This window comes from Uliginosibacterium sp. 31-12, assembly GCF_030548425.1.
Lineage (GTDB): Bacteria > Pseudomonadota > Gammaproteobacteria > Burkholderiales > Rhodocyclaceae > Uliginosibacterium > Uliginosibacterium aquaticum.
The window spans coordinates 267,017-286,981 of record NZ_JAUOOA010000006.1; the positions used below are offsets into that span (position 1 = coordinate 267,017).

17 protein-coding genes are annotated in these 19,965 nt (G+C 66.9%); 14 read left to right on the plus strand and 3 right to left on the minus strand.

What is annotated here, in order from left to right:
- From Q3Y64_RS13380 to Q3Y64_RS13420, 9 genes are read left to right on the plus strand one after another with little or no spacing between them, the layout of a single operon-like run.
- Positions 1–1,428 (plus strand): hypothetical protein, encoded by a 1,428-nt coding sequence (locus Q3Y64_RS13380; protein WP_101940753.1) that lies wholly within the window; start codon positions 1–3, stop codon positions 1,426–1,428.
- Positions 1,425–2,660 (plus strand): glycosyltransferase family 9 protein, encoded by a 1,236-nt coding sequence (locus Q3Y64_RS13385; RefSeq protein ID WP_303562549.1) that lies wholly within the window; start codon positions 1,425–1,427, stop codon positions 2,658–2,660. The genes Q3Y64_RS13380 and Q3Y64_RS13385 overlap by 4 nt, the downstream gene beginning before the upstream one ends.
- Complete coding sequence (locus Q3Y64_RS13390; RefSeq protein ID WP_101940751.1) at positions 2,653–3,723, plus strand: glycosyltransferase family 1 protein; 1,071 nt, start codon at positions 2,653–2,655, stop codon at positions 3,721–3,723. Before Q3Y64_RS13385 ends, Q3Y64_RS13390 begins: the two co-directional genes overlap by 8 nt.
- The gene (locus tag Q3Y64_RS13395; RefSeq protein WP_303562551.1) at positions 3,720–4,739 is read left to right on the plus strand and encodes a glycosyltransferase; all 1,020 of its coding nucleotides are present in this window, start codon (positions 3,720–3,722) and stop codon (positions 4,737–4,739) included. Before Q3Y64_RS13390 ends, Q3Y64_RS13395 begins: the two co-directional genes overlap by 4 nt.
- Positions 4,736–5,806, plus strand: coding sequence for an acyltransferase family protein (locus Q3Y64_RS13400; RefSeq protein ID WP_303562553.1), 1,071 nt, complete (start codon positions 4,736–4,738; stop codon positions 5,804–5,806). The genes Q3Y64_RS13395 and Q3Y64_RS13400 overlap by 4 nt, the downstream gene beginning before the upstream one ends.
- Positions 5,793–6,806 carry an acyltransferase family protein gene (locus Q3Y64_RS13405; protein WP_303562554.1) on the plus strand — a complete coding sequence of 338 codons (1,014 nt, stop codon included), beginning with the start codon at positions 5,793–5,795 and terminating at the stop codon, positions 6,804–6,806. The genes Q3Y64_RS13400 and Q3Y64_RS13405 overlap by 14 nt, the downstream gene beginning before the upstream one ends.
- Positions 6,807–6,821: 15 nt before the next feature.
- A complete protein-coding gene (locus tag Q3Y64_RS13410; RefSeq protein WP_101940748.1) occupies positions 6,822–7,937 on the plus strand; it encodes a glycosyltransferase family 4 protein in 1,116 nt (371 codons plus the stop codon).
- Positions 7,934–8,980: an acyltransferase gene (locus Q3Y64_RS13415; protein WP_303562555.1), complete on the plus strand. Its 1,047-nt coding sequence runs from the start codon at positions 7,934–7,936 to the stop codon at positions 8,978–8,980. Before Q3Y64_RS13410 ends, Q3Y64_RS13415 begins: the two co-directional genes overlap by 4 nt.
- 10 nt (positions 8,981–8,990) lie before the next feature.
- The gene (locus Q3Y64_RS13420) at positions 8,991–11,162 is read left to right on the plus strand and encodes a hypothetical protein (RefSeq protein WP_303562556.1); all 2,172 of its coding nucleotides are present in this window, start codon (positions 8,991–8,993) and stop codon (positions 11,160–11,162) included.
- Between the two features lie 21 nt (positions 11,163–11,183).
- Here the strand turns inward: Q3Y64_RS13420 and Q3Y64_RS13425 are convergent, their stop codons facing one another.
- Positions 11,184–12,062: a DUF6268 family outer membrane beta-barrel protein gene (locus Q3Y64_RS13425; RefSeq protein WP_101940745.1), complete on the minus strand. Its 879-nt coding sequence runs from the start codon at positions 12,060–12,062 to the stop codon at positions 11,184–11,186.
- A 379-nt stretch (positions 12,063–12,441) separates the two neighbouring features.
- Here Q3Y64_RS13425 and Q3Y64_RS13430 point away from each other — a divergent pair, with 379 nt between their 5' ends.
- Genes Q3Y64_RS13430 through Q3Y64_RS13440 form a run of 3 tightly spaced genes read left to right on the plus strand, consistent with a single transcriptional unit; the run spans position 12,442 to position 15,353 of the window.
- On the plus strand, positions 12,442–12,999 hold the full coding sequence (locus tag Q3Y64_RS13430) for a GbsR/MarR family transcriptional regulator (protein ID WP_170022298.1): 558 nt from the start codon (positions 12,442–12,444) through the stop codon (positions 12,997–12,999).
- A 30-nt stretch (positions 13,000–13,029) separates the two neighbouring features.
- A complete protein-coding gene (locus tag Q3Y64_RS13435) occupies positions 13,030–14,361 on the plus strand; it encodes a cytochrome ubiquinol oxidase subunit I (RefSeq protein ID WP_303562560.1) in 1,332 nt (443 codons plus the stop codon).
- Positions 14,358–15,353, plus strand: coding sequence for a cytochrome d ubiquinol oxidase subunit II (locus Q3Y64_RS13440; RefSeq protein ID WP_303562563.1), 996 nt, complete (start codon positions 14,358–14,360; stop codon positions 15,351–15,353). Before Q3Y64_RS13435 ends, Q3Y64_RS13440 begins: the two co-directional genes overlap by 4 nt.
- A 66-nt stretch (positions 15,354–15,419) precedes the next feature.
- Here the strand turns inward: Q3Y64_RS13440 and Q3Y64_RS13445 are convergent, their stop codons facing one another.
- Complete coding sequence (locus Q3Y64_RS13445; RefSeq protein ID WP_303562565.1) at positions 15,420–16,178, minus strand: SDR family NAD(P)-dependent oxidoreductase; 759 nt, start codon at positions 16,176–16,178, stop codon at positions 15,420–15,422.
- 126 nt (positions 16,179–16,304) lie between these two features.
- Here Q3Y64_RS13445 and Q3Y64_RS13450 point away from each other — a divergent pair, with 126 nt between their 5' ends.
- Together Q3Y64_RS13450 and Q3Y64_RS13455 are read left to right on the plus strand one after the other, a co-directional pair.
- On the plus strand, positions 16,305–17,213 hold the full coding sequence (locus tag Q3Y64_RS13450) for a LysR family transcriptional regulator (protein ID WP_303562567.1): 909 nt from the start codon (positions 16,305–16,307) through the stop codon (positions 17,211–17,213).
- A 198-nt stretch (positions 17,214–17,411) separates the two neighbouring features.
- A complete protein-coding gene (locus Q3Y64_RS13455) occupies positions 17,412–17,750 on the plus strand; it encodes a hypothetical protein (RefSeq protein WP_101940739.1) in 339 nt (112 codons plus the stop codon).
- Positions 17,751–18,041: 291 nt separating this feature from the next.
- On the opposite strand, the gene Q3Y64_RS13460 is transcribed toward Q3Y64_RS13455, so the two are convergent.
- Positions 18,042–19,922 carry a methyl-accepting chemotaxis protein gene (locus Q3Y64_RS13460; RefSeq protein WP_303562569.1) on the minus strand — a complete coding sequence of 627 codons (1,881 nt, stop codon included), beginning with the start codon at positions 19,920–19,922 and terminating at the stop codon, positions 18,042–18,044.
- Positions 19,923–19,965: the final 43 nt, after the last annotated feature.

A 19,965-nucleotide genomic window follows, 5' to 3' on the forward strand; every position in this document is an offset into this window, starting at 1 on the left:
ATGAGCCTCGAATGGATCGGTGTCGTGTTCCTGCTGCTGGGAGCCGGCCTGCTGTGGTCGGCCCCCGAGCGCCTGCTGAGCCTGCAGATCGTGGCCTGTGTATTCGCCGGCAGTGCGGCCTTCAGCCTGCCGGCGCTGGGCGGCGCCACGGTGGCGCCCGGTTTTGCGGTGCTGCTGCTGCTGGCGCTATGCGTGCTGAAGTTCGGCCACCTGCACAGCATGTTCGAGGCGATGGCACCGCGCCAGCCCGGCTTCCCGTTGTTAATGCTGGTGGTGTGGGGCTTCGTGTCGGCGGCGGTGCTGCCGCGCCTGTTCGGCGGCGAGGTGGACGTGGTGTCGATGAACCGCTCAAGCGTGGTGCTCGGCGCCGTGCCGGTCGAAACACTCGCGCCGGGCTCTGGCAACATCACTCAGAGCGTGTATGCGGCCGGTGAGCTGGTGGTGTTCGCCGTGGCCCTGGTCTTCCTGCGCCTCGAAGGCGGGCTGGAGCGCGCCGGGCGCGCCATGCTGTGGCTGGCCGGGCTCAATCTGATCGCCGCAGTGATCGATCTGGGCGGCTATTACAGCGGCCTTGGCAATCTGCTCGAACCGCTGCAGACGGCGAACTTCGCCTTCATGCCGGAGGCAGCCTTTGGCAATGTGAAACGCATCAACGGCACCTTTCCGGAAGCCTCCGCCTTCGCCGGCTTTACCCTGCCGCTGATGGCCTTCTGCTACGTGCTGTGGCGCGAGCGCTGCTGGCCGCGGCTGAGCGGGCCGCTCGCCCTGGGCAGCCTGCTGGCCCTGCTGCTGGCCACCTCCAGTGCCGGCTACGGCGGCCTCGGCGTGTATGCCGCGCTGGTTCTGGTGATCTCTTTCTGCGAGGGCTGGCGCCCGGGCGGGCACACCCATCTGTGGCATTACCTGGGCCTCGGCCTCGCGGCGGCGCTCGTGATCGGCGCCATCCTGGCCCTGCTGCCGGCCGTGCGCGAGCAGGCCTGGGACATCATCGAAAACACCCTGCTCTACAAATCCAGCTCCTCCTCGGCAATCGAACGCGGGGAATGGAACCAGATTTCCTGGCAGGCCTTCCTCGATACCTGGGGACTCGGTGCCGGCATGGGCAGCGCCCGCGCCTCAAGCCTGCCAATGGTACTGGTGTCCAACGTAGGCCTACCCGGCAGCCTGCTGTTTCTGGCCTTCCTCGCCCGCGTGCTGCTGGCGAAACTGCCGGCCGGCATCGATGCCACCCAGCGTGCGCTGGTCATCGCCGCGCGCCACGGCGTGCTGGCAGCACTGATCATCGCCAGCCTGGTCGCCTCGGTCTTCGATCTGGGCGTGATGTTCTACCTCCTGTGCGCCATCGCCTGCTGCCCGGCTCTGCTGTATGTGCCGCGCCGCACTCCGCAGGCAAGGCCGGTGATGGCCAGTGATGGGGTCTTCGCATGACGGCCTCCGTCCCGCTGCCCACGCCCAGCGCCACCCGCCCCGGCCTCGCCTGCGGCCGTTACCTGTTCTTCAACCCGCTGCTGCGCACCGCGATGCGCCTGATCGATGCCCTCACCGGCCTGCGGCACAGCCTCGCCCGGCCCATGCCGGCCAGCCTCGCCCCCGACCGCATCCTGCTCTGCATGCAGGCCCACATCGGCGACCTGATTTATGCCAGCGCCGCCATCCCGGTGCTGCGTGCAGCTTTCCCGGCCGCGCGCATCGATTTCCTGGTCCATCCGGCCGCCGCCCACTTGCTGGCCGAGCACCCCGAGCTGGGCCAGATCCACAGCCTGACCCACTGGAAGCTGGACCGCTCCGGCCAATCACTGTGGCGCCGCCTGCTGCGCTACCTTGGCGCGCGCCGCACGCTCCTGCAAACCCTCCGCGCCAACCACTACGCGCTGGCCGTCGATCTCTACGCCTACTTCCCCAACAGCATCCCGCTGCTCGCCAGTGCCCGCATCCCGCTGCGCCTGGGGTGGGCCAGCGGCGGCTTTGGCGGCCTGCTGAGCCATGCGCGTGAATGGGACTGCGCCGGCCAGCACATCCTCGAGTGGCATCGCCGCCTGCTTGCCCAGATACCGGCCTGCCGCCCGCATCTGGGCCATCTGCAAACCTCCTGCCCACTGCCCGCCACGGCCCTCGCACGCAGCCGCGAGCTGCTGCAGGCGGCCGGCATTCACTCGCCCTTCCTGTGTTTTCACGTTGGCGCTGGTGGCGCGCACAAACAATGGCCCGAACCCGCCTGGCATGAACTGGCCCTGGCCTGTGCCGCGCGTGGCGAGCGCATCGTGCTGCTCGGCTTCGGCCCAGCTGAAGAAGCCTTGGCACAACGCATTGCCGCACGCGTGCCGGCAGCGGCCGTGAGCCTCGCCGGCCAGCTCGATTTCACGCGCCTTGCCGGCTGCATCGCCCAGGCCCGTCTGTTCGTCGGCCTCGACTCGATGGGCACCCATCTTGCCGCCGCGCACGCCATTCCGGTCGTCGGCATCTATCCCGGCATCATGGACGGCAGCTGGCGCCCGGCAGGTCGCCATAGCCGCATCATCACCACCCCCAAGCCCTGTGCTCCGTGCTTCCTGCCCGCCGGCTGCGCAAGCATGGCCTGCCTGCGAGAAACCCCGGCCAGCGCGGTGTTCGCAGCCATCGAGGCCAGCCTCGGCGAGCAGATGGAGGCCGTCCATGCCTGAGGCCCGCGAGATCCTCATCAACGGCCGCTTCCTCGGCCGGCGCCCGACCGGGGTGGACCGCTTCGCGTTCGAACTGCTGCGCGCACTCGATGATTGGCTGGAGGAGCGGCCGCATCCCACGCTGCGTTTTCGCATCCTGGTGCCGCAAGGCGTGAGCGCCCGTTTCCGTCATCTCGCCGTGGAAACCTGCGGTCGGCGCCAGGGTCTGCTGTGGGAGCAGCTTGAGCTGCCGCTGGCCGCCCGCGGCCTGCCACTGCTGAGCTTGTGCAATGCCGCGCCACTGTTCAAGCGCCAGCAGATCGTGACCCTCCACGATGCGGCCCCGGCGCAGGTGCCAGAATCCTATGGCCGCGCCTTCCGCCTCTGGTATCGCCTGCTGATGCCCTGGCTGGGCAGCATCGCACCGCGGGTGCTGACCGTATCGCAGTTCTCGGCTCGCGCCATTGCCACGGCCTACCATGTGCGCGCCGACAAGATCCGGGTGCTGGCCGAGAGCGGTGAGCACATGCTGCGGGTGGCGGCCGATGCCGGCCTGCTGGAGCGCCATGCGCTGCTCAGCCGGCCGTACGTGCTAGCCGTGAGCAGCATGGTGCCGCACAAGGGGTTCGCCACCCTGGTGCGCGCCGTGGAATTACTCGGGGCGGACTGCGGCTTCGATGTGGTGATCGCCGGCGGCACCGATCCGCGCATCTTCGCCGGCGCCAGCCTGCCCGGCTTCGTGCGCCATGTCGGCTATGTCACGGATGGCGAGCTGCGCGCGCTCTACGAGCACGCGGCCTGTTTCGTCTTCCCGTCCTATTACGAAGGCTTCGGCCTGCCCGCTGCCGAAGCAATGGCCCTGGGCTGCCCGGTGATTGCGGCCAATGCGGCGTCGATCCCGGAAGTGTGCGGCAGTGCCGCGCGCTACTTTCCGGCCGGCGATGCCCAGGCGCTGTCCACCCTCCTGCAGCAGAGTCTGCGCGACGAAGCCTGGCTCCGGGCTGCGCGCGATCGCAGCCTGGCTCAGGCCACGCACTGGCGCTGGCGCGATTCAGCCAGCCAACTGCTGGCAGCCCTGACATGAAGCCGGCACCGCTCTCGCCCAGCGAGGTCGAAGTCGTCACCGTGACTTACGGCGAGCGCTGGGGACTGCTGCGCCAAGTGATCAGCGCCGCCCTGAGCGAGGGCGCAGGCGGCGTAACAGTGGTGGATAACGCCGCCGCGCCGGGCCTCGCCGGACGCATCGCCGCCGAGTTCGACAGCCGCGTGCAGCTCATCCATCACAGCACCAATCTCGGCTCGGCCGGCGGCTTCGCGGCCGGCATGCGTGCCGCGCTGACCCGCACGAAGCGCTTCATCTGCTTGCTTGATGATGACAACGTGCTGGCACCAGGCTGCCTCGCGAGTCTGCTTGCCACCTACACTGCACAGGACATGCCGAGCGCGCCAGCGCACTCGGCTGTACTGGCCTTCCGCCCCGAGCATTACGTGGCCGGCTCGCTGGCGCAGCAACAGCGCGAGCGCAGCAGCTACCTGGGTTTTCATGTGGCCGATATCGGCCACAAGCTGCTGCGCCATCTGGGCCACCGCTGCGCACCACAGTCACAGGGCGGCGAAGTGCGCTGGGGGCCATGGGGCGGCCTGCTTTTCCACCGCGCCGTGCCCGAGAGCATCGGCCTGCCCCGTGCCGATTACGTGCTCTACAACGACGATATCGAATGGACCCTGCGTCTCACCGACGCCGGTGGCCGCATCGTGCTCGACCGGCAGGCACGGATCGTGGACGTCGATCAGTCCGGCCATGCCGCCGCCAACTATCCGAACGTGTTCGTGGCCCTGCTGACCGGCAGCAGCGACATGCGTATGTACTATGAATTCCGCAATCGCTCACACCTGGAACAGCTGCGCAACCGCAGACCGGACCTCGTCATGCGCGTCAATCGCCTGCTCTTCTGGCTCATCCTGCAGATCTATGCACTGGCACTGGGGCGCCCGCAACGCCTGCGCCTGCTCAAGGCGGCCCGCCACGATGGCGAAAGCGGTCGTCTCGGCACCTGCCCTGCCTATCCCCTGCCGGCCTGCAACGGGGAGGCCGCATGAGCAGCCGCCCGCGCCAACAATGGATCGATGTGGCCAAGGGCCTCGGCGTGGTGCTGGTGGTGCTCGGCCACAGCCCGCTGGTCGGCTATGGCGCGCTACGCGGGCTGATCTATTCCTTTCACATGCCGATGTTCTTCGCCATCGCCGGCCTCACCCTGTGCAATCTCAGCCCGCGCCAATGGCTGATCCGGATCGGCTCGCTGGTATGGATCTACGGCATCGTGTCGCTGGCCTTCCTTCCCCTGGCGCTGGGCCTGGACAGCAATTTCGTGCCGACCCCGCAGCCACGCCTGCTGCATGTGCTGCTGGGCATCCTGTACGGCACGGCTACCAGCCTGCGCGTTGATACCCTGTGGTTCCTGCCTGCCCTGGCCCTGGGCATGCTGCTGGCCTGGCCGCTGATCCGCCTCTGCGAGCAGCGTCCGGCCGCTCAGCAGGCGGGCTGGCTCAGCGCCTGCGCCCTGCTGCTGATCGCCATCGGCGCCGCCTGCCTGAATGACATCGACAAGAGTCCGCCGCTCAAGCAGATGACCTGGCACGGCGCCGGATCCAACGCCCTGCTGCCCTGGTCGGCTAATGTGGTGCCCTTCATCAGCGGTTTCATTCTGCTCGGGCGCAGCTTCATGGCCTGGCCCGCGCCCAGCGTGCGGGCCCTGTGGTACTTGCTGCCACTGTGGGCGCTGGCCTTCAGCCAGTCCGCACGTCAGCTGCTGCCGTGGACCCTCGAGCTGGCCCACGCTCAAATCGGCCCGACCCCAGCGTGGACGGCCTTGACCGCCCTCGCCGGCACCCTCAGCTTCCTGCTGCTGGCACGCCACGCGCTAGGCGGTGCGGCCCCCGCCGCCTGGCTGGGCCGCAGCAGCCTGCCAATCATGGTGCTGCACCCGATGCTCCAGCACGCCATAGCCAGCCGCGGCGACTCTCCCTGGCTGGCGCTGCTGGCCCTGATCCTGGCCATCCTGCTGCCGGCTCTGCTAGACCATGCCGTGCTGAACCGCCACAGCCTTGGCCAGTTTGTTTTCTACCCGCGCAGCTTGATCCGGAAACTCTGCCATGGCGCCCCCTGAAACGCACGCTGCCACGCCCGCACGCCTCGCTTGGCTGGATGCCGCCCGCGGCATCGGCATCGTACTGGTGGTACTAGGCCACATCCTCGGCGGCCTGCGAGACGCCGGCCTCATCGAGCGGAGCGGCTTCGGCGCCCACCTGTTCTACGCGATCTACAGCTTTCACATGCCGCTGTTCTTCTGGCTGGCCGGCAGTCTCGTGGACGCACGACTCGCCAAGGGCTACGGGCGCTTCCTCCAGGCCACCCTGATCGGCGTGGTGTGGCCTTATTTCCTGTGGGGCTTCCTGCAAAGCCTCGCCAACCATCTGGGCTCGGCCTACACCAACCATCAGTACCCCTTCGACGCGCAGCGCCTGATTTCCTTTCTGTGGCAGCCGCCGGCCCAGTTCTGGTTCCTCTACGCCCTGTTCCTGCTGCACCTGCTCGCCCTGCTCAGCCGGCACATCCCGCGCGGCCTGTGTCTGGGTGCAGCCAGCGCGCTGTCGCTCGCTGCCCTGTGGGCCTGGCCGGAGAGCTCCAGCATCCTGGTGTGGACTGCCATGCCGGCCTGGGCCTACTTCGCCGGCTGCCTCCTCGGCAATGCCCCGCTGTGGCCCGGCGAGGCCGCCCTGCGTCGCGTCGCGCCCGTGCTGGTGCCGCTGCTGCTGCTGGCCTGCGGCACAGTCTCCATTCTGGTGCAGGACCACGGCGACGCGCCCGGCCTCAATCTCCCGATCCTGCCCGCCACCCTGGCCGGGGTGGGCGCCGTGATCCTCGCCTGCCGCTGCTGGGGCCAGCACCTGAGTGGGTTGCAATGCCTGGGCCAGTTCTCCATGAGCATCTACGTGCTGCATGTACTGATCGTGGCAGGCACCCGGATTGCTTTGGTCAAACTGCTGCACATCGAAGCCCTGTGGCTGATCCTGCCCAGCCAGCTATTGCTGGGCATCGGCGTTCCGCTCGCGCTGGCGGCACTGGCACGACGCTGGAATATCAACCGCCTGCTCGGCCTCGGCTGAGCTCAGGAGAGTGTCATGAAGATAGCCATCGTCCATGAATGGCTGGCCACTTACGCCGGCAGCGAAAAAGTTGTCGAACAGCTCCTGGCCCTCTATCCGGAGGCTGACCTGTTCGCGGTAGCGGATTTTCTACCGGACAATCAGCGCGCCTTTCTCGGCGGGCGCACGCCAGTCACCAGCTTCATCCAAAAGCTGCCGCGCGCGCGCAAGTGGTTCCGCCACTACCTGCCACTGATGCCGCTGGCCATGGAGCAGCTCGATCTGTCAGCTTATGAGCTGATCATCTCCAGCAGCCATGCAGTGGCCAAGGGCGTGCTCACCGGGCCGAACCAGACCCACATCTGCTACTGCCACTCACCGATCCGCTATGCCTGGGATCTGCAGCATCAATACCTGCAGGAATCCGGCCTCACCAGCGGCCTCAAGGCCTGGATCGTGCGCGCGCTACTGCACTACATGCGCCTGTGGGATGTACGCACCGCCAACGGGGTGGATCACTTCATCGCCAACTCAGCCTTCATCGCCAAGCGCATCCGCAAGGTGTATGGCCGCGAGGCCGCGGTGCTGCATCCACCGGTGGATGTCTCCGGCTTTGCCCTGGGCGGCGACAAGGAGGACTTCTATCTCGCCGCCTCACGCATGGTGCCCTACAAGAAGATGCCGCTGATCGTCGAAGCCTTCGCTAGGATGCCCGGGCGCCGCCTGGTGATGATCGGTGACGGGCCCGAGTTCGAGAAATGCCGCGCCCTCGCCACCCCCAACGTGAGCCTGCTCGGCTACCAGAGCTTCGAGGTGCTGCGTGATCACATGCAGCGCGCGCGCGGCTTCGTCTTCGCAGCCGAGGAGGATTTCGGCATCACGCCGGTCGAAGCCCAGGCCTGTGGCACTCCGGTGATTGCCTTCGGGCGCGGCGGGGCGCTCGAAACAGTCATTGCCACCGGGGACCCAGCCGAGCACACCGGCCTGTTCTTCGCCCGCCAGGATGTAGACGCGATTTGCGCCGCAGTGGAGGCCTTCGAGGCCGGCGCCGGCTTCGATCCACTGGCCTGCCGGCGCAATGCCGAGCGCTTTGGACATGCCCAGTTCCGCCAGCGCTTCCAGCAACTGGCCGAGACATACGCCCCAGCATGATCAACCCGGCGCGCGATCAGCTGGTCGGCCTGCAGCAGCTGCGCTTCATCGCCGCGCTGCTGGTGTTGATCCACCATGTGCTCGAAGAGCTGCACGCCAGCCCGCTGGTGATGCTGCCCAAGTTCATCACCACGGTAGGCGCCTGCGGCGTCGACATCTTCTTCGTGATCAGCGGCTATGTGATGTGGCACAGCACGCGCGGCTTCTCGCCCGAAGTCACGGCCGGGGATTTCATGCGCCGCCGGATCCGCCGCATCTTCCCGATCTACTGGTCCTTCCTGTGCCTGATCCTGCTGCTGTGGAGCAGCGGTCTGGCCTTCCGCTCGCTCGAATACTCCCTGCCGCGCTTTCTGTCCTCGATCTTCCTGCTGCCGGGGATTGCGCGCGAGGAGCCCATGGTCATGGGCGTGGCCTGGACGCTGGTCTACGAGATGTACTTCTATGCCCTGTGCAGCCTGACCCTGCTCTTTCCGCGCGTACGCTGGCGGCCCGCCTGCATCGCCGTACTCATGCTGGGGGTGCCGGCGCTGGCAGGGCTGGCCGGCCTGCAGCATGCCCAGGCCTGGTACAGCAGCCCGCTGATCATCGAGTTCGGTTTCGGTCTGCTGCTGGGAGCTTCCGGTCTGCGCATCCCGCTCGCCTGGCGCCCCGCCCTGCTGACCCTGGCCGGCCTGTGCTTCCTGTTTGCCACCCGCCTGTTCGGCGGCGAATACACCGGCGGCCTGGCCGACACCTACCGCTGGTGGACCTGGGGCCTGCCGGCCCTGCTGGTGGTGGCCTGCAGCCTCTCCGGCAGCTTCTGCGAAGGCCGCGCCGGCGCCTGGCTGAGCCGCATGGGTGACGCCTCCTACACGCTCTATCTGAGTCACGCCTTCGTCATGATCGCGCTGGCACGCCTGCTCAAGTCCGGTGGCGGCGAGCAGCTGACAGTTGTGATCCTCGGCGGCAGCCTCAGCGTGATTGCTGCCTGCTTCTTCGCTGCCCTGCTGTATTTCTGGCTGGAGCAACCCCTCACCCGTCAGCTGCACGCCCGCAGGCGCTAGGCCTACCCCGATGCCGGCATTCGAGCCACGCTATCTTCGCTTCGAGCACAGTCCGCGTGCCCTGCCCGGCAGGCCGGAGCTGCTCGACTACTGGCACAGCATCCGCAGCCGCAAATGGCAGGTGCTGGCAGCTGGCGTCCTGCTGGCGGTACTGGCGGGCCTCGCCAGCCTGCTCATAACGCCCTTGCACGAAGCCGAAGCCCTGCTGCTGATCGGCGACAACCCGGGGCAGCTGCTATCCCTCGACGACCTCAGTGAAGTACAGGGCGGGCGCAGTCATTTCGTAACCCAGGCGGAATACCTCGGCGCGCGCAGCCTGGGCCTGCGCGTGGTGGACAGCCTCAAGCTGTGGGACGAGGCCGAGTTCGATCCGCGCCGTGCCCGCCCCGGCCTGCGCGCCCGCCTGCTGGGGCTCATCGGCAAGACCCCGGAAGCCATCGAATGGACACCTGAATTGCTCACCGAGGTGACCTGGCAGCGCTATGCCAGCCGCCTGCAGGTAGCGCCGGTGGGCAAGAGCCAGCTGCTGGCGATCCGCTTCTATGCAGCCGATCCGGCGCTGGCCGCGCGGGTGGCCAATGGCGTGGTGGATAACTATCTCGGCGCCCTACTCGAAACCCGTATCCTGAATGCCGAGCAGGCCGGTGAAGTCCTCAGCCAGCACGAAGCCCAGCAACTGCAGAACCTCAAGTCCTCGGAACGCGCCCTGCAAGCCTTTCGCGAACGGCGCGGGCTGGTGGACCTGGGCGGCAACGGCCAGGCCCTCGTCGCCCAGCGCATCACCGATCTGGGCATCCAGCTGGCCAGCGCCCGCAGCCGCCGGATCAGTGCCGAGAGCACCTGGGAGCAGGCCCGCACAGCCGCCCCCGACGAGCGCGCGCGCCTGCCCGGTGTGCTGGGCAATGCCGATGTGCAAAACGCGCGCGGCGTAAGCGATCTGGCCCGCCAGAATCTGGCCCGCCTGCAGGAGCGCTACGGCAGCGAGCATCCACGCCTGCGCGAAGCAGCGGCCGAGCTGGCCTCCGCCGAGGAGCGCCTGAACAGCCTGATCAGCGTGGCCCTGGCCGGACTGGAAGCGGACGCCCAGCGTGCCCGTACCAGCGAACGCATGCTGCAGGCCGAACTCGACAGCGCCCGCGCCGTGGTGCAGCGGCTCAATCGCGATGAAGCCGCGCTGGCCGCGCTGGAGCGTCAGGTCGCCAGCGACCGCAGCTATCACGCTCGCTTCAGCGTGCGGAACAAGGAAGTCAGCGCCCAGCGCGATCTGCGCGGCGATCCGGCCCGCCTGATCCAGTCGGCAAGCCCTCAGCTGCGCCCGGTGAGCCCGAACCGGCCACGCCTGATCCTCACTGGTGGCGTACTGGGCCTGCTGCTCGCGGCGCTGCTCGCCATCCTGCGCGATCGCCTGGCGCTCGGTGTATTCAGCGCCAGCGAGGCGGAGCGACGCTTTGCCCATCCGGTGCTGGCCGAACTGCCCTGGGTGTCGCTGCCCTGGGTCCGCAGCCTGGCCACGGTTCAGGTGGACGCACCGCTGAGCCGCCTCGCCGAGAGCATCCGCAGCCTGCGCTCAAGCATATTGCTGGCCGATCTGGACCTCAGCTGCCGGCGCACCCTGATCACCTCCAGCGTCGCCGGCGAAGGCAAGAGCACCATCAGCGCCAATCTGGCACTCGCCATGGCGCAGACCGGGCCGTGCCTGCTGATCGATGCCGACCTGCGCCGCGCCGGCCTCACTGAACAGCTCGGCGTACAGCGCGAGCTGCCGGGCCTGGGCAATCATCTGCAACTGGGGGTAGCGGTGGAACGCTGCATCCATCGCCTGATCGGCAGCGATCTGGATGTGATGCCGGCCGGCCTGCCCCTGACGGAACCGCTCGAAGCGCTGCAATCGCCGCGCATGGTGGAGCTGCTCGCGCAGCTATCCACCCGTTACGCCAACATCATCATTGATTCACCACCGCTGGCACCGGTCAGCGATGCGCTGGCCCTGGCCCCGCTGTGCACCCGCTGCCTGCTGGTAGTGCGGGCCCGCGACACCGTGCACCCGCTCTCCGCGCGTTCGCTGCGGCGCCTGCGGCGTGCGCGCGGGCGCATCCTCGGCCTGGTCTTCAACAACGTGACTTCACCGCCCGGCCCCACCGCAAGCGGGCTGGCCATGCAGCCGGCGATCAGCGAGGCCTGAGGGGCTCACCCGCCCAGCATCCTAGAAACGGAAGCTCGCGGCCAGCCCGAAGGACGGCGTGTTGTCCATGTACTGGGTGCTCACAGCGTTGCCATCGCGGTCTTCAACCTTGAGGCGGCCGTTGAGCATCATGCCGGCATAGGCGTCGAGGCTCACGACCGGCACCGGCTTCCAGGACAGGTGCAGAAACACCGGCACATAGCTCAGCTGACCGACGCCGCCGGCCGAGAAGGCATTGTCTTCAGCGAGGCGGAAGCGCGAATTACGCCAGGAGCCGCCCAGACCCAGTTCCACGCCAGGCGTCACGCGATAAGCCAGCTCGAGGCCGGCCGGCCCGGACAGGCCCAGGCCCAACGGGTTGAACAAGCGCCATTGCTCGTTGAAACGCCAGTCGACCATCACGAAGGGGAAGAACTCGGTGTCCTTGTCCAGGGTGCGCGAAGCCGTCAGGCCGAAGCCGATGCGCTGGCCCTGACCGAACTGCTTGTTGGCGCCCGCAATCAGGCCCCAGGCCAGCGAATCGCTGCTCTTGGCATCCTCCTCGCCGGCCCATTCGGCGCGCGGCGTCAGCATCATGCTCCAGCCGTCCGACAGGCTGCGGTTCAGCGGCAGGCCCAGCGACAGACGCTGCACATCCTGCCAGGGCGCGGCACGCGTGCCCTCGAAAGACCAGAATTCGTGATCGCCGCGCAGTTGCAGGCCCAGCGTGGTGCCGGCGCCGATCGCTGCGGTGTGGGAGAAAGACAGCTGAGTGTTTTCCACCGAAGTCGAGCCGCCCCCGGACAGGTTGGCTTCATTCAGATGGACCTGGCCCAGCGACACGCTGGTGCCCGCCATCTGGGCCTGGGCGCAGGCGCCCCACAACAGGCAGGTGGCGGCGAGAATCTTGCGGACGGTCATGAGCAGCTTTCGGGGAAAGAGAGGGAGGACGGCGTTAACCGGGCGTGTGACACAGACCGGAGAACAAAGTTCATTGCCCGATCATGCCCGGGCGAGCCGCTTCAGGCCTGCTCGCCAGAGCAGCGGCCCACCGCGCCAGATGGGGCCGTGCCTGTGAGGGTGCCTGCGGCCGAACCCAGCCCGAAAAAAAGAGCTCCGGCGCGAGCTTGTCATGGCGCACCCGTCGGAGTCATGAAGACGGTTTGGGCCACATAGGCTCCACGCCACCTCGGCCTCCGGCGGAAAAGCCGGCCCTGCAAGAGCAGAGTTTCCAATTTTCAGTAATTCCTGAAACTTGTGATAGGCTTGATCCAGATCAATAAACAACAGAGAGCTGGGCATGACTCCCCTTGTCCGCAGTTTCGTTTCGCACTTCGGCGAGATGGGTTCCCGCTGGGGCATCAACCGCACCGTGGGGCAGATCTACGCGCTGATCTACGTCTCCGCCGAGCCGATCAATGCCGACCAGATCGCCGAGGAACTGGAGTTTTCGCGCTCCAATGTCAGCATGGGCCTCAAGGAACTGCAGGCTTGGCGGCTGGTGCGTCTGCGCCATTTTCCGAACGACCGGCGCGAGTATTTCGAGGCTCCCGGCGACGCCTGGGAGGTGTTCCGCACCCTGGCGGAAGAGCGTCGCCGCCGCGAAATCGAGCCGACCCTGTCGATGCTGCGCGCCGCGCTGATGGACGACGCTGCCAGCGCTGAGGATCGCCACGCCCAGGAGCGCATGCGCGACATGCACGGCCTGATCGAGCAGCTCACCAACTGGTTCGACGATATCCAGCGCCTCGACAGCGCCACCCTCAGCAAGCTGATGGGCATGGGCTCCACCGTCCACAAGCTGCTCGACTTCACCGACAAGATCAAGCGCGCCACAGGCGCCAAGCCACGCACTTAGCCCCGTTTCAGCGCAGCACAGAGAACCGACATGGACGCCCTCGACCCCCTCCTCCTGGCCCGCCTGCAGTTCGCGGCCAACATCAGCTTTCACATCCTGTTTCCCACCATCAGCATCGCCCTGTGCTGGGCGCTGCTGTTCTTCCGCTGGCGCTGGATCCGCAGCCGCGACACGGCCTGGCTGGAAGCCTACCGGCTGTGGACCAAGGTCTTCGCGCTGACTTTCGCAATGGGCGTGGTCTCGGGCATCACCATGAGCTTCCAGTTCGGCACCAACTGGCCCGGCTACATGCAGCGGGTCGGCAATATCGCCGGGCCGCTGCTGGGCTACGAAGTGCTCACCGCCTTCTTCCTCGAAGCCACCTTCCTCGGCGTGATGCTGTTCGGCCATGACCGGGTATCCGAGCGGCTGCACCTGGCCGCCACGGCACTGGTGGCGCTGGGCACCACGGCTTCGGCGTTCTGGATCCTGGCCCTGAATTCCTGGATGCAGACGCCGGCAGGCTTCTATGTCGAGGGCGGCCAGTACCATGTAGCGAGCTGGCTGGCGGTGATCTTCAACCCCTCCTTCCCGTATCGCTTCGGCCATATGCTGCTGGCTTCCGGGCTCACCGCGGCCTTCCTGATCGCCGGCCTGTCGGCCTGGCAGATCCTGCGCGGACGGGCCAGCGCCGCTACCGGCGTAGCGCTGCGCACCGGTCTCTTCGCAGCCGCGCTGCTGATCCCGCTGCAGATCCTGCTGGGCGATCTGCACGGCCTCAACACCCTTAAGCATCAGCCCCGGAAGATCGCCGCGATCGAAGGCGTGTGGCAGACCGAGCGCGGCGCACCGCTGCTGCTCTTCGCCCTGCCGGATGAAAAAACCCGCAGCAATCACTTCGAGATCGGCATCCCGAAGCTCGCCAGCCTGATCCTGACCCATGACACGGCCGGCGAGATCCGCGGGCTCAACGAGTTCGAAGGCCGCCATCCGCCGGTGGCGCCACTGTTCTGGGCCTTCCGGATCATGGTCGGGGTGGGCGTGCTGATGCTGCTCGCCAGCTGGGTCGGAGTCTGGGCGCTGCGCCGCGCCGGGCGTGCCGAGGCCCTGCCACGCCCCTTGCTGCGCCTCCTCACGGCGATGAGTTTCTCCGGCTGGGTCGCGACCCTCGCCGGCTGGTATGTCACCGAGATCGGCCGCCAGCCCTGGCTGGTGTTCGGCGAACTGCTCACTGCCGATCTGGTCGGCCCGGCCCCGGCCGCCACCATCGCCGTCTCGCTCACGGCCTATCTGATCACCTATGCGCTGCTTCTGGCCGCCTATGTCAGCGTGCTGTTCTACATGGCGGGCAAGGCCGGCCGGCCCGCGGGAGATGCCGCATGAGTTTCGACCAGTTCCTGCCCGTTTTCTTCTTCGCCGTGCTGGGCGTGGCGATGCTGCTGTATGTGCTGCTCGATGGCTTCGACCTCGGCGTGGGCCTGCTCCTGCCGCTGGTGCCACGCGCCGAGAAGGACGCCATGATCGCCGCCATCGGCCCCTTCTGGGATGCCAACGAAACCTGGCTGGTGCTCGGCGTGGGCATCCTGCTGATCGCCTTCCCGCAAGCCCACGGCCTGATCCTCGGAGCACTGTACCTGCCGGTCACGGCCATGCTGATCGGCCTGATCCTGCGCGGGGTGGCCTTTGATTTCCGCGTCAAGGCACGCGACCAGCACCAGGGCCTGTGGGACCTGGCGTTCTTCGCCGGCTCGCTGACGGCCTCCCTCGCCCAGGGCTGGATGCTTGGCCGCTACATCAGCGGTTTTGCCGAAGGCGCCGGGCCGCTGGCATTTGCCGGGCTGATCGCGCTGGCCCTGCCGGCAGCCTATGTGCTGCTTGGCGCCTGCTGGCTGCTCCTGAAGAGCGAAGGCGCACTGCAGGAAAAGGCTCAACGCTGGGGCCGGCGAGCCCTGCCGGCGGTGGCGCTGGGGCTGATCCTGATTTCGCTGGCCACCCCCTGGCTCAGCGACACGGTGCGCGCCAAGTGGTTCGCGATGCCGGTCTTCCTCGCCCTGCTGCCGATTCCACTGGCTTGCGGCGCGGCCCTGCTGGGCCTGGGCTGGGTGCTGGGGCGGCCCAGGGTCCGCGAAGAGTTTGCCTGGCTACCCTTCGTGCTGAGCATCTTCGTGCTGCTGATGGGTTTCTTCGGCCTCGCCTACAGCCTCTATCCCTACATCATCATGGACCGCCTGAGCCTGTTCGAGGCCGCCGCCTCCACCCCGGCGCTGACGGTGATCTTCATCGGCACGGTGATCACCGTGCCGATGATCCTGGCCTACACCGCCTTCTCCTACTGGGTGTTCCGCGGCAAGAGCAGCAGCCTCAGCTACGGTTGATAGGGTGGCAGACAGCAGGAGTGGCCGACGCCACGCCTGCATATGCTCGCCGAATGCCAGATGCGCTTACAGATGGATGCCACCTGAAGCTTCCACGCGCTGGCCATTGACCCAGCCGGCTTCGTCCGACAGCAGCAGCGCCATCAGGCTGCCGATGTCGTCGGCCTGGCCGACACGCCCCAACGCAGTCTGGCCGGCGATCATGGCGTTCAGCTGCGGATTGTTGCGCACGGCTGCACCGCCGAAATCGGTCTCGATGGCACCCGGCGCGATCACATTGGCCGCAATCCGGCGCGGCCCCAGCTCCAGCGCGAGGTAGCGCGTGAAGACTTCAATGGCCCCCTTCATGGCCGCATAGGCGGCATAGCCCGGCAAGGAGAAGCGGGCCAGGCCGGAGGACACATTGAGAATGCGGCCGCCCTCGGCAATCAGCGGCAGCAAGCCCTGGGTCAGGAAGAACACGCCCTTCAGATGCACATTCACAAGCTGGTCGAACTGCGCCTCGCTGGTCTCGGCGATGCTGCCATACACGCCCATGCCGGCATTGTTGAGCAGGTAATCGAACTGACTGCGCTGCCAGTGCGTCTGCAGTGCATTGCGCAGCTCGGCGATGAATGCCGGGAAGCTGGCGACATCGCCAGCCTCCAGTTGCAGGGCCACGGCCTGCGCGCCCAGCGCCTTGATCTCGGCCACCACGGCCTGCGCTTCGGCCACCTGGCTGCGATAGGTAAGGATCACGTCGACGCCGCGCGCGGCAAGCTTGAGGGCGGCGCTGCGACCAAGGCCACGGCTGCCACCGGTAATGAGGGCGATCTTGCGAGTCATGCTGAGCTCCTTGAGTGGGCTTGGCTCAGGTTGAGCCAGTGAAGCCAGTCTATTGACCAGAACATCAGCGATAAACACCACAAAATTGACTAAACTGTTCGCATTCCACGAACAGTGATCCGGAACATGAATCAACTGGACGCCATGCGTATCTATGTGCGCGTTGCCGAGCTGGCCAGCTTCACGAGCACCGCCGAGCAACTGGGCCTGCCCAAGGCCAGCGTTTCGGCCGCCGTGCAGCAGCTCGAGAACCTGCTCGGCACCCGCCTGCTGCACCGGACCACGCGCCGCGTCCAGATGACCCAGGACGGCCAGGTGTTCTACGAGCGCAGCCGCGACATGCTGGCCGACATGGAAGAGCTGCAGGGCCTGTTCCGCGCCGGCCCCACGGAGCTGCGCGGGCGCTTGCGGGTGGACATGCCGCAGGCTGTCGCGCGCGATCTGGTCATCCCGCAGTTGCCGGCCTTCCTCGCCGAGCACCCGGGGCTGGAGATCGAGCTCTCTTCCACCGATCGGCGCGTCGATCTGGTTCGCGAAGGTTTTGATTGCGTACTGCGGGTGGGCACCCTGAGCGACTCCAGCCTGATCGCGCGGCCGCTGGGCCACTACCGCATGGGCAACTTCGCCAGCCCGGCCTACCTCGCCCGCTACGGCACGCCGCACACGCTGGCCGAGCTGGCCGGCCACCAGCTGGTGAATTACGTGCCGACCCTCGGCGCCCGCCCGGACGGTTTCGAGTATGTGGATGCACAGGGCCACACCCAAAGCATTCCCCTGCCCGGCGCGTTGAGCGTCAACGCCACCTTTTCCTACGAAGGCGCCTGCCTTGCCGGGCTGGGCATCATCCAGGTGCCGCGTGCCGGCGTGCGTGGCCACCTTGAGGCCGGTCGCCTGATCGAGATCCTGCCGGCCTTCACGGCGCCGGCCATGCCGGTCTCCCTGCTCTACGCCAATCGCCGCCACCTGCCGCGCCGAGTCCAGGTGTTCATGCACTGGCTGGCCGGCCTGATGGCCGAAAGACTGGCGGCCGACTGATCCAGCGCAAAGCTTGCAGCGCGCCACCAGACTGACACTAAAGTCGTAGCAGGCAGGGTCGATATACCTGCCGGCAGCGGCCAATGAGCGCGCAGCCACAAGCCCCCGCCAGATCGCCAGAGCGGGTGACGACAAGAACGCAGGACGAGTTGCAGACGGGGGGAAAGCGGCGGCCGGGGCCAGCCGCTTTCGGCAGCAATGAAGGAAAGCATCAACTATTGGACGGTGGCTTGCCACAAGCCGCAGCAGGGCAACAAGATGCCTCGCCTGAGCGACTGCCGCTTCATCTCGGTCAGCGGCGAGGTGCGCGACTACTCTGCCCACGCCATGATCGACAACGCCCAGGTCGCGCTGAACTTTGCCGAAGCGATCCGGGCCGAAGGACTGCCGGCATCAGTGGCGGGGCAGCAACTGGTGGTCGAGCCGGTGCACATCCTGATCTGTCCGCAGGAAAAACGTCGCCTGCTCAAACGCATCGAGGAACAGTCCAAAGCCGTCGATGGTTTCCTGACCCGCCGCGCCCTGGCGATGCTTTAGAAGCTGTTCACGATCTGTCGCGAGAGGCCGTCAGCAGAGTGAAGCGCCGCACAGGAACCGGAGTTTATGTTGATAAATGAGGATTCCGAGCAGCGCATGAGCCCTGATCACGGCCTCGCAGTAAGATCGTGAAGAGCTTCTTAGGGTCGCCTTCAGCCGGCCGGACGAGGACGGAAAAAGGCCTGCGGCTCAGCCGCTGCGACGCATCCACCGCTGTGTTCTGCCGCCTCCAGGGCCCGAACGCCTGCTTCAGGATGGGCGCGCCGCCCTGTGGCAGAACGCCCGGCCGCCTCACAAGCGGAACTGGGCGACCAACGCCTGCAGTTGCTGCGAGAGCTGATGCAGTTGCGCGGCATTGCCCGCGGCCGACTGGACGGCCACGTCAGTCTCGGTGGTCATCCGCGTCACCTGCTCCGCCGCCCGCGCCATCTCGTTGGTGGCGGCCGACTGCTCGCGGGTGGCCTCGGCAATGTCACGGATGCCGCGCACCACCTGGTTCATCTGCGCATCGATGCCGCCCATGCGCTGCGCCACCTGGTGCGAGGTGCTGACGCCCTCCACCACCGAGCGCCGCGTGCTGTCCATGTCATCGAGCGCCGAAGCGATCTCGCGGTGATTGGATTCGATGAGCTGGCCGATCTCCACGGTGGCCTTGCCGGTGCGCTCGGCAAGCTTGCGCACTTCGTCAGCCACCACGGCAAAGCCCCGCCCCTGTTCGCCCGCGCGTGCCGCCTCGATGGCCGCATTCAGGGCCAGCAGATTGGTCTGCTCGGCGATCTCCTTGATCACGCCGATGATGCTGGTGATCTGGGTGGAGCTGGTGCCAAGGCGGCCGAGCGTCGCCGAGAGCTGTTCGACCGAGCCGGAGATGCGGTCGATGCCGGCCGCCAGTTCATCCACGGCGGTGGCCGATTCCTGCGAGATGCGACCCGTATTGATGGCGGTCTGCTCGGCTTCCTGGGCGTTATCGGCGATGTGGTTGATGCTCACCGTGATTTCTTCGATCGTCGCTGCCGTCGAGGTCGACAGATCTGCTTGCTTCACCGAATCGGTCGACAAGGTGCGGGTCGCCTGCTCAAGGCTGTGCACGGCACTCCCCATCTGGGTGGATTGCTCGCGCACGGCGAGGAACATCTCGCGCAAGCTCGCCGTGAAGCGGTTGAAGGCCTCCGCCGTGAGGCCGATTTCATCGCGATGCGCGATCGGCAGGGTGCGCGTCAGGTCGCCGCCGCCAGAGGCGATCTCGATCAGCGCATCGCGCAGGCGGTTGAGGCCTCCCAGCAGACGTGCCAGAGCCAGATTCGCCACGCCTACCGCTACGCCGCCAAGGATCACGCCCAGCGCCAGCAGCAAGACCAGCATGCCCTTGAGCGGCGCGAAGATCTTGTCGCGGTCGATCACCGTTCCCAGCAGCCAGTCCGTACCGGCGACCGGCGTGATGCTGACGAGGCTGGCACGGCCATTGATCTGCATCTCCTCCAGCTTCCGGGCGCCGGCAAGGCGCAGCAGATCCTCGCTCGCCAGCCCTGGCAGAATCTCACTCACTGGCTTGAGCGTGCTTTCGCCGGCCGGGTGCGCCACGATCTTGCCGTCACGCGTCACGAGGAAGGCATAGCCCTCGCCGTTGAGCTTGATGTCCTGGGTCAGCTTGATGATGTCTTCGAGCGCAATATCGCCGCCCACCACCCCCACCACACTCTGATTCTCAAGCACCGGCGCAGCGAAGGTCACGCCGAGTTTCTTGGTCGACGAGAACACGTAGGGCGCGGTAAGAACGGCCGTTTTCTCCTCACTGGCCTTCTTGTACCAGGCGCGCGAGGTCGGGTCATAGCCTTCGGGAGGCTTCTTCTCCGGGTTGTGATAGTGCATGCGCTTGTCGGCAAAGCCCGCGAAGGTCTGGTCAAAACGCCCGCCCTCCTTGCCGATCTGGAGCGGCAGATAGGGTTCGGTGCTGCTGCTGACATGGCTGGCTGCGGCCTGGATCGCGTCGCTGCGCTGCACGGCCCAGCGGCTCAGCGCCTCGCCACTGCCCACCACAGCAGCCTGGATCTCACGCTCGACCCCGTTGGTGATCTCCTCCTGCATGCGCAGATAGGCCGCGGTGGACAGGATCAGGATGATGGCCGTCACCAGTGCGGTGACGAAGAGGATCAGGCGGGAGCGGAGAGTCATGGCTGTACGCGGTGAATTGAACATACGGGGAAGCATGTATTCA